This window comes from Cognataquiflexum rubidum, assembly GCF_022538115.1.
GTDB lineage: Bacteria > Bacteroidota > Bacteroidia > Cytophagales > Cyclobacteriaceae > Cognataquiflexum > Cognataquiflexum rubidum.
Genome location: NZ_JAKZAL010000001.1, coordinates 487,843 through 502,043, shown reverse-complemented (window position 1 = coordinate 502,043; position 14,201 = coordinate 487,843). Strand labels below are relative to the sequence as shown.

At 40.5% G+C, this 14,201-nt stretch carries 15 protein-coding genes and 1 tRNA gene; 6 read left to right on the top strand and 10 right to left on the bottom strand.

The genetic code is table 11. From position 1 onward, the window contains the following. Positions 1 to 51: 51 nt before the first annotated feature. The 3 genes from MMU05_RS02180 to MMU05_RS02170 all read right to left on the bottom strand — a co-directional run bounded on the left by MMU05_RS02180 (position 52) and on the right by MMU05_RS02170 (position 3,055). Entirely contained in the window at positions 52 to 543 is a 492-nt protein-coding gene (locus MMU05_RS02180) for a hypothetical protein (protein ID WP_241140015.1), read from the bottom strand. A gap of 159 nt (positions 544 to 702) precedes the next feature. After that, complete coding sequence (locus MMU05_RS02175) at positions 703 to 1,494, bottom strand: (Fe-S)-binding protein (protein ID WP_241140014.1); 792 nt, start codon at positions 1,492 to 1,494, stop codon at positions 703 to 705. A 220-nt stretch (positions 1,495 to 1,714) separates the two neighbouring features. Beyond that, entirely contained in the window at positions 1,715 to 3,055 is a 1,341-nt protein-coding gene (locus MMU05_RS02170; protein ID WP_241140013.1) for a 4Fe-4S dicluster domain-containing protein, read from the bottom strand. Between the two features lie 105 nt (positions 3,056 to 3,160). On the opposite strand from MMU05_RS02170, the gene MMU05_RS02165 reads away from it, so the two are divergent. From MMU05_RS02165 to MMU05_RS02140, 6 genes are all read left to right on the top strand, one after another. Continuing rightward, positions 3,161 to 3,233: transfer RNA gene (locus tag MMU05_RS02165), tRNA-Phe, on the top strand. A gap of 207 nt (positions 3,234 to 3,440) precedes the next feature. Beyond that, on the top strand, positions 3,441 to 3,929 hold the full coding sequence (locus tag MMU05_RS02160; RefSeq protein ID WP_241140012.1) for an RNA polymerase sigma factor: 489 nt from the start codon (positions 3,441 to 3,443) through the stop codon (positions 3,927 to 3,929). Beyond that, positions 3,919 to 4,350, top strand: a complete 432-nt coding sequence (locus MMU05_RS02155; protein WP_241140011.1) for a hypothetical protein — start codon at positions 3,919 to 3,921, stop codon at positions 4,348 to 4,350. The genes MMU05_RS02160 and MMU05_RS02155 overlap by 11 nt, the downstream gene beginning before the upstream one ends. Next, positions 4,347 to 4,883: a DUF4252 domain-containing protein gene (locus MMU05_RS02150; RefSeq protein ID WP_241140010.1), complete on the top strand. Its 537-nt coding sequence runs from the start codon at positions 4,347 to 4,349 to the stop codon at positions 4,881 to 4,883. The genes MMU05_RS02155 and MMU05_RS02150 overlap by 4 nt, the downstream gene beginning before the upstream one ends. 15 nt (positions 4,884 to 4,898) lie before the next feature. After that, the gene (locus MMU05_RS02145; RefSeq protein ID WP_241140009.1) at positions 4,899 to 5,378 is read left to right on the top strand and encodes a DUF4252 domain-containing protein; all 480 of its coding nucleotides are present in this window, start codon (positions 4,899 to 4,901) and stop codon (positions 5,376 to 5,378) included. A gap of 431 nt (positions 5,379 to 5,809) precedes the next feature. Then, the gene (locus MMU05_RS02140) at positions 5,810 to 6,403 is read left to right on the top strand and encodes a hypothetical protein (RefSeq protein ID WP_241140008.1); all 594 of its coding nucleotides are present in this window, start codon (positions 5,810 to 5,812) and stop codon (positions 6,401 to 6,403) included. A gap of 228 nt (positions 6,404 to 6,631) precedes the next feature. Here MMU05_RS02140 and MMU05_RS23135 read toward each other — a convergent pair whose 3' ends face one another. From MMU05_RS23135 to accD, 7 genes are all read right to left on the bottom strand, one after another. Continuing rightward, positions 6,632 to 8,623 (bottom strand): pseudouridine synthase, encoded by a 1,992-nt coding sequence (locus MMU05_RS23135; RefSeq protein WP_418884453.1) that lies wholly within the window; start codon positions 8,621 to 8,623, stop codon positions 6,632 to 6,634. Positions 8,624 to 8,726: 103 nt separating this feature from the next. After that, complete coding sequence (murQ, locus tag MMU05_RS02130) at positions 8,727 to 9,548, bottom strand: N-acetylmuramic acid 6-phosphate etherase (protein WP_241140007.1); 822 nt, start codon at positions 9,546 to 9,548, stop codon at positions 8,727 to 8,729. Then, positions 9,545 to 10,387, bottom strand: coding sequence for an N-acetylglucosamine kinase (locus MMU05_RS02125; protein ID WP_241140006.1), 843 nt, complete (start codon positions 10,385 to 10,387; stop codon positions 9,545 to 9,547). The genes murQ and MMU05_RS02125 overlap by 4 nt, the downstream gene beginning before the upstream one ends. Before the next feature lies 1 nt (position 10,388). Continuing rightward, positions 10,389 to 10,619 (bottom strand): cytochrome b5 domain-containing protein, encoded by a 231-nt coding sequence (locus MMU05_RS02120; RefSeq protein ID WP_113923925.1) that lies wholly within the window; start codon positions 10,617 to 10,619, stop codon positions 10,389 to 10,391. Beyond that, complete coding sequence (locus tag MMU05_RS02115; protein ID WP_241140005.1) at positions 10,619 to 11,770, bottom strand: formimidoylglutamase; 1,152 nt, start codon at positions 11,768 to 11,770, stop codon at positions 10,619 to 10,621. The genes MMU05_RS02120 and MMU05_RS02115 overlap by 1 nt, the downstream gene beginning before the upstream one ends. 89 nt (positions 11,771 to 11,859) lie before the next feature. Continuing rightward, positions 11,860 to 13,164 (bottom strand): NADH:ubiquinone reductase (Na(+)-transporting) subunit F, encoded by a 1,305-nt coding sequence (gene nqrF, locus MMU05_RS02110; protein WP_241140004.1) that lies wholly within the window; start codon positions 13,162 to 13,164, stop codon positions 11,860 to 11,862. Between the two features lie 137 nt (positions 13,165 to 13,301). Beyond that, complete coding sequence (gene accD, locus MMU05_RS02105; RefSeq protein ID WP_241140003.1) at positions 13,302 to 14,144, bottom strand: acetyl-CoA carboxylase, carboxyltransferase subunit beta; 843 nt, start codon at positions 14,142 to 14,144, stop codon at positions 13,302 to 13,304. Between the last annotated feature and the right edge of the window lie 57 nt (positions 14,145 to 14,201).

Here is a 14,201-nt window from a genome sequence, read left to right as displayed (position 1 = left end):
GTTATTTTGGAATGTTTTCTTAATGTTTTAAATATAGGATTTTTATCAAAATTAATTCTCAAAGAATTTGTTAAGCCAGGATTCTTTTGCCTTGATTTTCCAATTATTCTCCAAATCGGCCTTGTTTTTCACCACAGGATTCAATACGATTGTTTCGGCCTGAAGGATTCCTTCTGTTACTTTTGATTTGATCCCGAGGATAGGATTTACTTCCAAGTCCCCTTCACTTTTGATAAATGAAACTTTCCCCTGATTGAGCAGGTCGATGTCCAATTCATTTTCGATGTCCCTCAAAACCCTGACTGAAGAGTCTATCGAGCAGCCACTTGCTCCTAACTGACTTTCATCAACTGCCAAAATGATAACTTGATCAAACCGGATTTCAAAGGAAGTGGGCATCAATGCACCATGCGTATTCCATAGCTCGCAAAAAGCAGACAGTCTCGAAGATAGAATCTCCAATTCGCTTTTGTCCAATCTTCTGTTTGAGGTATATGTCCAGATTCTGGCATTCGCAGGCATCTGATCAAATGGCTTGTACATAATTTGTGGCGGTTAGCATTTACAGCAAAGTATTTAGGACTGCTTTTATTTCTTTAACCTAACGGTAATTTTTGAGAAATTGGTTCTTTTAATCAAACAAAAGTCAAAAATAAACCCCAAATTTTAAATTTGGGGTTTTAAGGGAGATTTTTCGGATTATCAGATGCCCATGTCCTTGGCCAGCATTTCTGCCAGGTCATAGACTTTTACTTCATTTTCTTTCTCTTTATTCTTGACACCGTCGGACATCATCGTCAGGCAAAAAGGACAGCCAACGGCTATGGTGGTAGCTCCTGTTGCCAAAGCTTCTTCTGCCCTTTCTACATTGATATCTTTCCTTCCGGGCTCGGGTTCTTTAAACATTTGTGCACCGCCGGCTCCACAGCACAGTCCTTTGGTCTTGCAGCGCTTCATTTCTACAAGTTCTACATCCAGAGCCCTGATGACATCACGGGGTGCTTCATAGACATCATTTGCTCTCCCAAGATAACAGGAATCGTGAAAGGTTATTTTCTTGCCTTTGAACTCCCCGCCACCTTGAAGGATGATCTTCCCTTCATTGATCAGTTGTTGGAGAAATTGGGAATGGTGGATGACATCATAGTTTCCGCCAAGGGCAGGATATTCGTTTTTGATGGTATTGAAGCAATGGGGACAAGCCGTCACCACCTTTTTGACTTCATAGGCATTCATTACCTGAATATTGGAAACTGCCTGCATCTGGAACAGGAATTCATTTCCTGCCCTTCTCGCAGGGTCACCGGTGCACGCTTCTTCGGGTCCGAGTACTGCAAAACTCACCCCGACTTTATTCAAAATTTTGACAAATGCTTGGGTAACGGCTTTGTATCGTTCATCGAACGAACCTGCACAACCTACCCAAAAAAGTATTTCTGGGGTTTCCCCGGAAGAGGCCATTTCGGCCATAGTTGGTACTTTATATGTTGACATGATATAGATAAGAGACTTGAGATGTGAGATATGAGACCTTAGAAACAAGAAACGAGATCATAGAAACAAGACATTGAAATCAAGAATGAATTACTAGAACGTATTTCAATTAGAATTTTTGATTGATAAGTGGTGAAATGGGGCAATGGAAATTTGAACAAGTTGTTTGGGATTCAAGAATATTTAAACCTTAATGGCGTAAAATCTCAAATCTCTAGTCTCAAATCTCTTTAATTTCTTCATTTTTTACTTTTTCTGACCAATTGAACCTGTCAGAAGGAGGAAATTTCCATGGGGAAAAGGCTGTTTCCATATTCTGAAACATGGCATTCCACTGTGCAGGCGCTGCGGATTCTTCCATGGATACATACCTTCTCATCTGGAGAATGATAGACAGCGGATCTATATTGATCGGACAAGCTTCAACACACGCATTGCAGGAAGTACAGGCATTGATTTCTTCTTTGCTGATATAATCCCCAAGCAGGGATTTGCCGTCTGCCAATCCAGGGCCACTTGAGTCCATGCTTTTCCCCACTTCTTCTGCCCGGTCCCTCACATCCATCATGATTTTCCTAGGAGAAAGTTTTTTGCCGGTGATATTGGCAGGACACTCTGCTGTACAGCGACCGCACTCAGTGCAGCTGTAGGCATTCATGACATTGACCCAACTGAGGTCATTGATGTCTTTGGCGCCAAACCTTCCGATCTCGGCAGGGGGTTCTGCGCTTGTCTCAGTAGCTATTCCGAGCATCATGTTGACTTCATTCGTTACCTCAGGCATATTTTTCATTTCACCTTTGGGCTTGAGGTTGGAATACCAAGTGTTGGGGAATGCCAGGAAAATATGCAAATGCTTTGAATATGTCACATAAACAGCGAAAGCCAAAATCCCTACGATATGAAACCACCAAGCAAACCGCTCAATAAATACCAAAGTGCTGTCAGACATTCCTTGAAAAATTGGCTGAAGGAAACTGCTGAAAAACAATCCATTCAATAGCGTATAATGCGGAACTCCGCGGGAAGCCAGGATTTGATCTGTAGCATTCATGGTGAGAATGGCAAACATCAAAATGATTTCGATGACCAGAATGAGATTGGCATCCATGGCAGGCCAACCGTTCAATTCAGGTTTGGTGAAGCGCTCGACCTTCATGACATTTCTCCTGATCAAAAAGGCAACACAAGAAACCAACACGGCGACGGCCAGAAACTCAAAAATATTCATTGCCACTCCATAGGCTGATCCTAGGAAAGGAGCAAAAACCCTGTGCGTTCCGAATATCCCGTCAATTACAAATTCCAACACTTCTAGATTAATGATGACAAAAGCCACATATATCATCAAGTGCAAAATAGCCGGAGTAAACTTTTTGAACATTTTCTGTTGTCCAAATGCTACCAATAGCATGGTTTTCCATCGTTGATCCGGGAGGTCATTTCTAGTCTCTCTTTTTCCTAGGAAAATGTTTCTTCGGAGGAAGCTAATTCTTTTGAAAAGAATATAGCCTGCTACCGCAAAAACAAGGAGAAAAATTACTTGGGGTAAAATGCTCATATTGTTTGTATTAGCGTTTTTGGGTTGTGTTTAATCTAATTTTTTTAATCAAATGGTTTGGATCAATGTTTCAATTACCTACATTTGCATCACTTTAACGGAATCGGTGATATAGCTCAGTTGGTAGAGCATCGGACTGAAAATCCGTGAGTCGGTGGTTCGAGTCCACTTATCACCACAAGCCCTGAATATTTCAGGGCTTTTTTTATGCCCAATTGATGTTTTTTAAGGTCATGATTGGTTTTCATTTATTGAAACTTTGCATTGCAAAATAATAAATAGTAGGCATGCATACTATTTTTTGTCTAATTTAAATTTAATCTAAAGTTCAGTTTTTTTTCCAAATTGCTGTAACATTCCAATTTCCCGATCATCATCTACATGAATGAAGACTTTTTTTGAAGCACACATCTGGTCGCTAAAAAACAAATTATACCGAATGGCTTTCCTCTGGGTCAAAGACCGGGATGTGGCTCAGGACGTATTGCAGGCTGTTTTTGAAAAAGCATGGCTTCGTAAGGAAGATCTTCAAAAAATGGAAAATCCTACCGGATGGATGGTGAGAAGTCTGAAAAATGAAAGCCTTCAACACTTTCGGGTCTCAAAAAAGTTTGATTCCATAGTAGATTTTGATTTTGAATCAAATGAAGAAGAAAGTCACGATAGAAGTGAGGAGGTGAAGATGGTTTTCAGGTTTTTGGAATCACTTCCTGAAAAGCAACGGGAAATATTTCAGTTGAGGGAAGTAGAAGGATTGACTTATGAGGAAATCGGGGAGTACCTCGAAATTTCATTGGATCAGGTGAAAGTCAATTTACACAGGGCAAGAAAGACATTGAAGGATTATTTGATGCAGCAGAAAAATGGAAAATAGGTTAAGCTCATTGTTGGAAAAATATTGGGAAGGCGAAACTACCCTTGAAGAAGAAAGAGAAATCAAAAACCTTCTTCAAAACGCGAAAGGCTTTGAAGAGGAAAAGAAGTTCTTTTTGGGAATTGCCGGAGTTTCCACAATTCAGGCCAATGAATTTGAATTAAAAAACAAGATTAAAAAGCCAACATTTCATTGGCTTAAAATAGCAGCTTTGTTCATTATTTTTCTCACAGCGGGATCTGTCATATATAGGTACCAAGTGAAAAAAGCCGAAAGAGAGGCCTTTGAGCAAGTGATGCAGGCTTTCAACCTGATTCAAACCAATATGCAAAAAGGAACTGAAAGCCTCGGTGCCATGGAGGAAATGAGGCATTTGAATACGACCCAAGAAATTTTCAATATTAAAGAAGAAAGACAATGATAAAAAGAATAATTCCAATGATCATGATGACCCTCTTGGTATCAGGAGTGCAGGCTCAGGATGATGCTATCACCAAATTCTTTTCCAAATATATGGAGGATGAGAATTTTTCCAGGGTGTATATCAGTCCAAAAATGATGCAGATGGCCGGTGGATTTCTGAAATCCGCCAGCGAGGAATCAGATCAGGAGGCGGAGGATTTAGGGGAGTTGATATCCAAAGTGAGAGGAATCAGGATCTTATCTGCGGATACTCCCAACGGAAAAAATCTCTACCAGGAAGCCATGGCCACCCTTAATAAAAACAAGTATGAGGACTTGATGGACGTGGCGGACAAAGGTTCCAATGTCAAGTTTATGGTGAGGGAAGAAAATGGTTTGGTCAAAGAATTATTGATGATATCCGGTTCCGGCGAAAGTTTCACCCTGCTGAGTATGTTGGGAAATTTTACCTACCAAGACCTGAATATTCTCGCTGATAAGACCAATATGCCTGGCATGAAAGAATACAAAAGCGGAAATAAAAAGAAATAAACAAACCATAAACCAATGAAAAAACTACCCTTGATTATCTTCCTTGCCATGTTCGCACACATGGCCTATTCCCAAAGCAAAAGTGTGGATGCACTTTACCAAAAGTACAAAGCCAATGAGGATTTCTTTCACATGGACATAGGAGGCAACTTTATGAATTTCGCTGAAGGATTCAACGTGAAATTGGATGAAGCCAAAGTAGAAGGTATCGTCAAATCCCTTGAAAGGGTCAAACTATTCAAACTTCCTGAAAATAGTCCCACAGGTCAGGCGGAGTTCAAAACGTTATATAAAGCGTTGGAAAAAGAGAAATACGAATTGATGATGGAAACAAATGATAAGGGAAGTGGAATTTTGATTTTCACCAAAGGAGATAGGATGATCAGCGATGTCGTCGTACTTCTCAATGATAAAGGAGGGGACTTAATGGTCGTCGAATTGCTTGGAAATTTTGATTCTAAGTCCTTGGCTGAGGCCGGAAAGAGTATGAAATAAACCAAAAAAACCAGCCCAATAGGGATTGATTTTGAAAGAGCATGGAGCCAAATCCACGCTCTTTTTTTATTTTTTGGATAGTAATGAGTAGAATATTTAAATATTTTTAGATGTATATACAAAAAAATATTATTTGGTTAAATTAAGAAATGCAACATATCGGCACTAAATGACATCGATTCCGAAGAAATAAAACGCAATTATTGAATCATTAAAAATTATTTTATTCTATTATCAAATTCGTAATAAAAAATAATAAATGTTAAATTATTTGCAATGAATAAGCAATCTATCTAAGTTTGTATCGAAGTCAAATACAAAATGGCTTCATCCCACCCCCGAGTAACCGACCTCAGATTGTTTAAAAATGGAGAAATCCAACCGAGGTAAACTTCACAAAAAATCTCTTAAACCAACTAAATTTTATTACCATGAAAGCATTCATTGCAACAATGATTCTTGCAACAGGCGTTTCAGTAAACGCCATGGCAAACAGTACAGGTTCTGAAAAATCTGAGAAAGCATCGGTATCCCTTAGACAAGTGGATGAGAACAAGATTCAACTCGTATCTGCATTGAAAGAAGCAAGCACGTTGACAGTCAAAATTTTCGACGAGAACAAATTTCTGGTTCAAAAAGACCGAATCGTATCCGAGAAGTCGTTCTCGAAGAACTATGACTTTTCAAAATTGGAGTCGGGCATTTACTCTTTGGAAGTGTCAGAAAACAATGTGGTCATCGACCAAATGGTCTTGGACCTTACAGAGGTTGAAAAAGCCCCTGTAGTTTATTCAAGACTTGACAAAGTGGAAGACAACAAGTACAAGTTGCTTGTAAACGCTTTGCTTCCTTCTGATATGTCAGTGATGGTATTTGAAAATGACAAATTGGTCTACGAGGAAAAAATCGATGACACAATTGGTTTTCAAAAACTCTTCAAATTCCAGCATGTAAATCCTGGAGCAAGGGTAGAATTCTATGTCAAAAGTAGCGACGGTTTTGCGCAATCGCTAGCAGCAAAGTAATTTCGATAGCTAAACCAATTATAAAGAAAGGCCTTGGAGAGATCCAAGGCCTTATTTTTTTCAATGTATGTACTCAATTATGCCAGTAGATTAAATATCCATTTTAATTCTTGTCTGCGAACTGAAATGCCCGGTACATCTGTCTTCCGACTTCGGTCTTCCGTCCTGACTGAAGAAGAATAAAGGGTTACTGGCAAAGAAGCGTTTATCTATATTTTTTTCTATTGATTACAGAAAGTATTTCAACTGAATGACTTCTTTTTCGGAAAGGAACCTGTATTTTCCCCTAGGAAGGTCTTTTTTATCCAATCCCGCAAAAATAACCCTGTCCAAAGCTTCCACCTCGTAGTCAAAGTGCGCGAATATTCTCCTTACTATCCTGTTTCTTCCCAAGTGGATTTCCAATCCAATGATGGTCCTGTCCTTGGAAAGCACCTGCATGTCATCAACTTTAGCCGGGCCGTCTTCCAAAGTGATTCCTTCCAGAATTTCCTTTTCGTCGTTGGCAGTAAGTGGCCTGTTCAAAGTGACCTGATAGATTTTCTTCACATTGTTGGACGGATGCGAAAGTTTCGCTGCGAGTTCGCCGTCATTGGTAAACAACAACAAACCTGTCGTGTTCCTATCCAAACGTCCTACAGGGAAAACCCTTTCTTCACAGGCATTGGAAATAAGGTGCATGACCGTTTTCCTATCCATCGGATCTTCCGTAGTGGTGATAAAATCCTTTGGCTTGTTCAAAAGCAAATAGACAGGCTTCTCAGGATTGATGTTTTTGCCTCTATAAATCACTTTATCAGTCCTGTTGACTTTGTGTCCCAATTCCTTAATCACTTCACCGTTGACCTGGATTTCTCCATGTTGGATCAATACATCCGCTTCTCTTCTTGAACATATTCCTGAGTTGGCGATGAATTTATTCAACCTGAGTGAATCTGACTGTACTTTAGGATTATGGTTCTTTTCCAGTTTTTCAAAATTATAATTAGGCCTCTGTCCTGAAATATCATCAGTAAATGGTTTCCTTAACTTCTTTTGAAATCCTGTTTCTTTTGGAAGATCAGATTTAAGGATTTTTTCATAAATAGGTTTTTCATCCTTTCCTCTACCACGATAGACGCTTTTAAATTCTTCTTCTGCAGCAGGTTTTTTATTTAATCCGCTTTCAGCGTTTCTCTTTCCGAAGGCCGGTTTGTCTTCTTTGGAATACCTATCTGATTTTTTGTAATCTTCAGTTGAAGATTCAGTTGGGCTCTCTTTTTTCTTTTCAGGAAATTGTCCTTCATAGCTTGACTTTTTCGGTCCTTTCTTTTCAGAAAGATCCCTGATTCCCTCAAATTCCTCCTCGTCCTTATCTGGAGTTCGGCGTTCTAACTTTGGAAAATCATTTCTGCTTTCTGCCCTTCTTGCCGCTCTTTCCTCATCTAATCTTGGTTTTCTCGGGCCTTTTTTGTCTGAAGTTTCGTTGAAATCCTCAAACTCATCAAATTCATCAGATCTTTTGCTGCTCAAAGGCGAATCGCTTCTGCTTCCAAACCGTCTCTCAAGTCTTTCACCTTGGGATTTCGAAAAAGGCTTTTTGTCAGAATAATCTTTTTTGCCTTCGAATCTTCCCTTGTCTCCATAAGGACGGGGTGAACCTTCGCCTTTGGAATAACCCGGCTTTTTGTCAAATTTTCTTTCGCCGTCAGGCTTGGGCCCTCTGAATTCCTTTTTGTCGGAATAATCTTTTTTTCCTTCGAATCTTCCTTTGTCTCCGTAAGGACGTGATGAACCTTCACCTTTGGAATAACCCGGTTTCTTGTCAAAGTTTCTTTCTCCGTCAGGCTTGTAGCTTTTGAAATCTTTTTTGTCGGAATAGTCTTTTTTCCCTTCGAATCTTCCTTTGTCTCCATAAGGGCGGGATGAACCTTCACCTTTGGAATAACTCGGCTTCTTGTCAAAGTTTCTTTCTGCGTCAGGTTTTGGTCCTCTGAATTCTTTTTTGTCAGAATAGTCTTTTTTTCCTTCAAATTTACCTTTGTCTCCATAAGGGCGGGGTGAACCTTCGCCTTTTGAATAACCTGGTTTTTTGTCAAATTTTCTTTCTCCGGTTGGCTTAGAACCACCGAAATCTTTTTTGTCAGAATAGCTCTTTTTCCCTCCGGAGTTTCCTCCCTTGTAAGGCTTTGGGCTGCCATCGTTTCTTGAGCCCGAACTTCTGTTATTGTCTTTTTTCATTGTGTTGCAGCATCTCTGCTGTATTAAGATGTAATCTTTTTGATTCAGGTACTAAGTCGCTGAATTTAAAAGGGATGCAAAGATAAGAAAAGTTAGATTATAATCAGAGTCCGGTTCCACTCTTTTGGAAAAAGGCCTCTACTGCGGCACGTACGGATCCATATTTCAAAAGTAGATCCTTGGCTTCATTCTCGGGGCTGCCTGTTGATTCCATGATCATGCGGATTCCTCTGTTGACTAGCTTTTTGTTGGAAAGTTGCATATCCACCATTTTATTGCCTTTCACCCTTCCCAGTTTGATCATGGTCGTTGTGGAGATCATATTCAGAACCAGTTTTTGGGCTGTACCTGCTTTCATCCTCGTGCTTCCCGTCACAAATTCCGGCCCTGCTACCACCTGGATGGGGAATTGGACCTCTTTGGAAAGAGGGGAATCACTGTTGCAAGTAATACATCCTGTGAGCAATCCTGCTTTTCTGGCAGCCTTGACACCGCCGATTACGTAAGGTGTCGACCCTGAGGCGGCAATTCCTACGACTGTATCCTCTTTGTTGAACCCGAACTTTTGGATGTCAATCCATGCCTGGTCGGGATCATCCTCCGCATTTTCAACTGCTTTTCTGATGGCAGAATCCCCGCCTGCAATGATACCTACTACCCAATCATGGGGTACGCCATAAGTTGGCGGGCATTCTGACGCATCCAGAATCCCAAGTCTTCCACTTGTACCGGCCCCGATATAAAAAAGTCTGCCGCCTTTTTTCATTCTTGGAACGATCTGTTCCACTAAGGCTTCTATTTCTTTGATTTGTTTTTCGACAGCAAATGCGACTTTCTTATCTTCCTCATTTATTTTTTCCAATAAAGAAAGAATATCCATCTGCTCCAGATTGTCATGGAGCGAGTTGCTTTCGGTAGTATTCATAGTAATTCTTTGTGATAAAGGGTTAATCCGGCAATTGGTCCTTCCAAGATAAGGTTGACCTGAATATCTGCATCATAAGCGGCATTTCTCAGAATGTCACTGTTGTAAAAAGCTATAGAGCCTACAAAGCTTACCGGCTTTTTTTTGTAATCCTCATATTTCATCACGGTTTTTTTGAAAAAATCCTGAAATGAATTGTAATACAGCATATAGCAGTAGGGATCGGCAATATGGTCAGAGATAAACCTGCAAAAACTCGCCATATACCTTCCTGGAAAAGGTCTTTGATAGACGTTTTCAATGATGGTTTGATTTTCCAACTGAAATTTTTCAATCACTTTCTCCCGGAGTTTTTTTGGCATTTCTTCGTGGATAAAATCCTGGAGGAATTTCCTTCCTATATAAGCACCTCCTCCTTCATCGCCGAGGATATATCCCGGGGCGGGTCTTTTGTTGATGATAATTTCACCATCATAATCACAACTGTTAGATCCTGTTCCCAAAATACAGGCGATGCCGGGTTGGTTTCCGCAGGTCGCCCTAGCTGCTGCCATGAGGTCATGGTCAACATTGATGTCGGCATTTTTGAAAACACTCCGCAGCGCATTGGTCACTTGAAGTCTGTTTTTTTGTGAAGTGCATCCGGCGCCATAGAAATAGATGGTGTCGATATGGTCCCTCAGGTTCAACAAATAGTTGTCCTGAAGTTCATTGGCCATTTCTTCAGTTGTTTGGTAATTGGGATTAAAACCAATACCTCTATGTTGACTGATTTCGCCATTTTCGTTTATTACTCTCCAGTCAGTCTTGCTGGCACCACTATCCGCGATCAATATCATATCATTCTGTCAAAAGACCTATTGTTTTAAATTTTCTGAATACTTCTGCGGTATGTGGGGCATCCGGTAGTTCGTCAGTAAGATCCTGTCCCGCCCAATGCTCATAATGCTTCCCGTTTTTCCAAAGTCTAGATTCTGAAACATCATAAATCTCACCTTTGTAAGCTACCCATATTTCCGGTTTGTCCTGCCCATTTCTGAGGGCCAATTGTTGCTTGGTATACGTTTTCATCAAAGAAGCTTCAACTGGGCATTGATCCACCTTTCAGGTATTTCTCCTGACTGTGCCATTTGATAATCTTGGTAGCTGCAGGGGATGATGGTGTTTCTGTCAAATTTATCCTGATCTTGGTGGGGTATTTCCATCCACCATTTTTCACTCCTTTTGCTTTTGTAAAAGACCAAGGTGGAAGGCTTTAGGTCCAAAGATACGGTATATTTGATATAGTCATTTCCCTTGAAAGACAGGGTGTCTTTTCTGTCATAAAATCCCTCTATGAAATACCAAATCATCGTTGCGATGACAGAAGCGGTCTTGTTTCTGTTGTCGTCATAGTAAGGTTGGTATCCAAAAATCCCAAATGAGGAAAGTTTTTCATTCATCCCCGCAAACTTACTGATCTGACAAGCCTCTTCACCTGAAAGTCCAAATGGCTGTGCATCGGCGGCCCCGGGGGCATCTGAAGATTGGATGGCGCAGACGTCAAAACTCAGCAAATCTGCGTTCCGGATAATTGGCTCAATTTCTTTAAAATTACTTCTTACGTGCCCGAGGCGGATATGGTCAAAGTAGAGTTTTTCCATCACCCCCGTGAGGTCCTTATCTACCAGAAAACTCTGGTAGCCTACATGGCTGTAATTGAATAAAAAGTTTGGTTGGTGCAATATGATTTCCTGGGAATGGTTATCAGAAGGCATCCCTTCTTCTTCCATGTCTACCTTGGCATCCACCGTGACCATGGAAACAAGTTTTTCCAGGTTTTGGTAAGAAAGGTATTGTCCCAAGTCTAAGTCGTGGGTCCCGCCAATAAAGACAGGTAGTATCTGTTTTTTGATCAAGTACTCACCGACGGTAGCCATTGCCTGAAGAGATTCTTCTCTTGTACTTCCTCTCTTCAAATCACCCAAGTCAGCTATTTTGTAAAGTCCATGGCCTTTTTTTAAATGGAAAAGTTTATCGCGGATTTCCGAAGCACCTCTTTCTATACTTTCACTTTTTACCATTCCGCGATTTTCGCTGAGGCCAATAATGGCTATTTGTAATCCTTTCAAATCAGGAAATGTTTCTCCATGAAAATGTATGAAATTGAAAAATGAATTGGAGCTATAAGTTTGGGTGGTGATGAATTCAGGAATCGGATCAAAGTATTGTCGAATATTCATGGACATGTTTTAAAGGCTATCCAAAAATAATTAAAAAATCCAGAGGGAAATAAAAAAGTCCCGCTATTGCGGGACTCTAAATTTTGGGATCAACCTCCAAAGTCATCAAATCTGATATTCTCTTTTGGAATTCCCATGTCGTCAAGGAGTTTCAGAACCGCAGCGTTCATCAATGGTGGGCCGCAGAGGTAATACTCAATCTCGTCTGGTTCTGCGTGGTTTTTAAGATAATTATCGTAAAGTACCTTGTGAATAAATCCTACATATCCATCAGCTTCACTGTCATCAATGTCAGTTTTGATCTTCCAGTTATCTTCAGGAAGTGGTTCGGACAAACCTATGAAAAACTTGAAGTTTGGAAAATCTTTTTCAATGGCACGGAATTGAGGTGTATAGAATAATTCCTTCTTGGACCTTCCTCCATACCAATAAGATACTTTTCTGTCTGTCTTTTCTGTATGGAACAGGTGGAAGATATGTGACCTCAGTGGTGCCATTCCGGCGCCACCACCAATGTAGATCATTTCTCTTTGGGTAGGGTTGATGTGGAATTCACCATAAGGACCTGAAATGGTTACCTTATCGCCCGGTTTTCTTGCGAATACATAGGAAGAACAAACTCCGGGGTTGACGTCCATCCACTTGTTATTTGCTCTATCCCAAGGCGGTGTTGCTATACGGATAGTCAGCATGACAATGTTTCCTTCAGCAGGGTGATTGGCCATTGAGTATGCTCTGAAAAGCTCCTCATCATTTTTCATCACCAAATCCCACAAACCGAATTTGTCCCAATCACTCTTGTAAACATCGGCAGGGTGACCTAAATCCGGATGTGGAGTGATATCCATCTCTTTGAATTTGACAGTTGTCACCGGAACATCGATCTGGATGTATCCACCTGATTCGAAGTGTAGCGTTTCGCCTTCAGGAAGTTTTACTTTGAATTCCTTTATGAATGTAGATACGTTGTAGTTAGAAATAACTTCACATTCCCACTTCTTGATTCCGAAGATTTCTTCAGGAATCCTGATTTTCATGTCTTGCTTCACCTTCACCTGACAGGAAAGTCTCACATTACCTTGCTTTTCAGCGCGGCTAAGGTGGCCTTCTTCAGTGGGGAGTACTTCGCCTCCACCTTCTTCTATGACGCATTTACACATGGCGCAGGTACCACCTCCACCACAAGCAGATGGCAAGAAGATTTTTTTGCCGCCAAGAGTACTTAACAGGGTGGATCCGGCTGATGCTACAATTGGGTTGCTTTCGTCCCCGTTCACAATGATTTTTACATCACCTGAAGCAACCAGCTTAGATTGTGCAAACAACAGGATAAAAACGAGTAGCAAAATGATAAGTGTAAATGCTACTATTGAGGTAATAATTACTGAACCCATTTAATGATTATTTTACTTTTTAATTTCAGTATTAAGCCCGATTTGGGAACACAAATATATTTATTAATCAATATAATCGACCAAAAAGACCCTGATTTTTGAGTTTTGTCTTTTTTTCAATTTGAATGGATAACTTCTTAATTCCTCAGAAGGTTTAGAAGAGTCGTCAATCTGTTTTTCAACTGCCTTCTGTCGATGATGAAATCCAAGAAGCCGTGTTCCAACACAAATTCAGAGCTCTGAAATCCTTTTGGCAAATCTTTCCCGATTGTCTCCCTGATTACCCTAGGCCCGGCAAATCCAATCAAAGCTTCCGGCTCTGCAATATTAAAATCACCCAACATTGCGTAGGATGCTGTAACACCTCCTGTGGTAGGATCGGTCAAAAGTGAGATATAAGGGATAGCGGCTTTTTCCAATAAGGCTAATTTTGCGGAAGTCTTAGCCATCTGCATCAAGCTGAATCCGGCTTCCATCATCCTTGCTCCACCTGATTTGGAAATCATTAAAAACGGAATTTTATTTTTCAGGGAATAATCAATTGCCCTTGCGATTTTTTCACCAACCACAGAACCCATTGAACCGCCGATGAAGTTGAAGTCCATACAAGCGATAACCAGGTCCAAGTCGTTCATCTTTCCGACGGCTGTCCTGACTGCATCATTCAATTCTGTTTTTTGGATAGTGGCGGCGATTCGTCCTTTATATGGTTTGGTATCAACAAAATTTAACGGATCGCCGGACTTCATTTCGGCGTCAAGTTCTTTAAACTTGTTTCCATCAAAAAGAATTTCAAAGTATTCTTTGGATCCGATTTTGACATGGAAGTCATCGTCAGGACATACATATGAATTGTTTTTGAGTTCTCTTGTATGGATGATATTGCCTTGGGGTGTTTTGAACCACAAACCGTCTGGGGTATCTTTTTTTTCCTCGGTGGAGGTTTTTATTCCTTTATCTGTCCTTTTGAACCAAGCCATATTATATTTTCATTTAGACCAAAAGCTGTGTTTCGGGGAGTACAAATTTATAGCTAT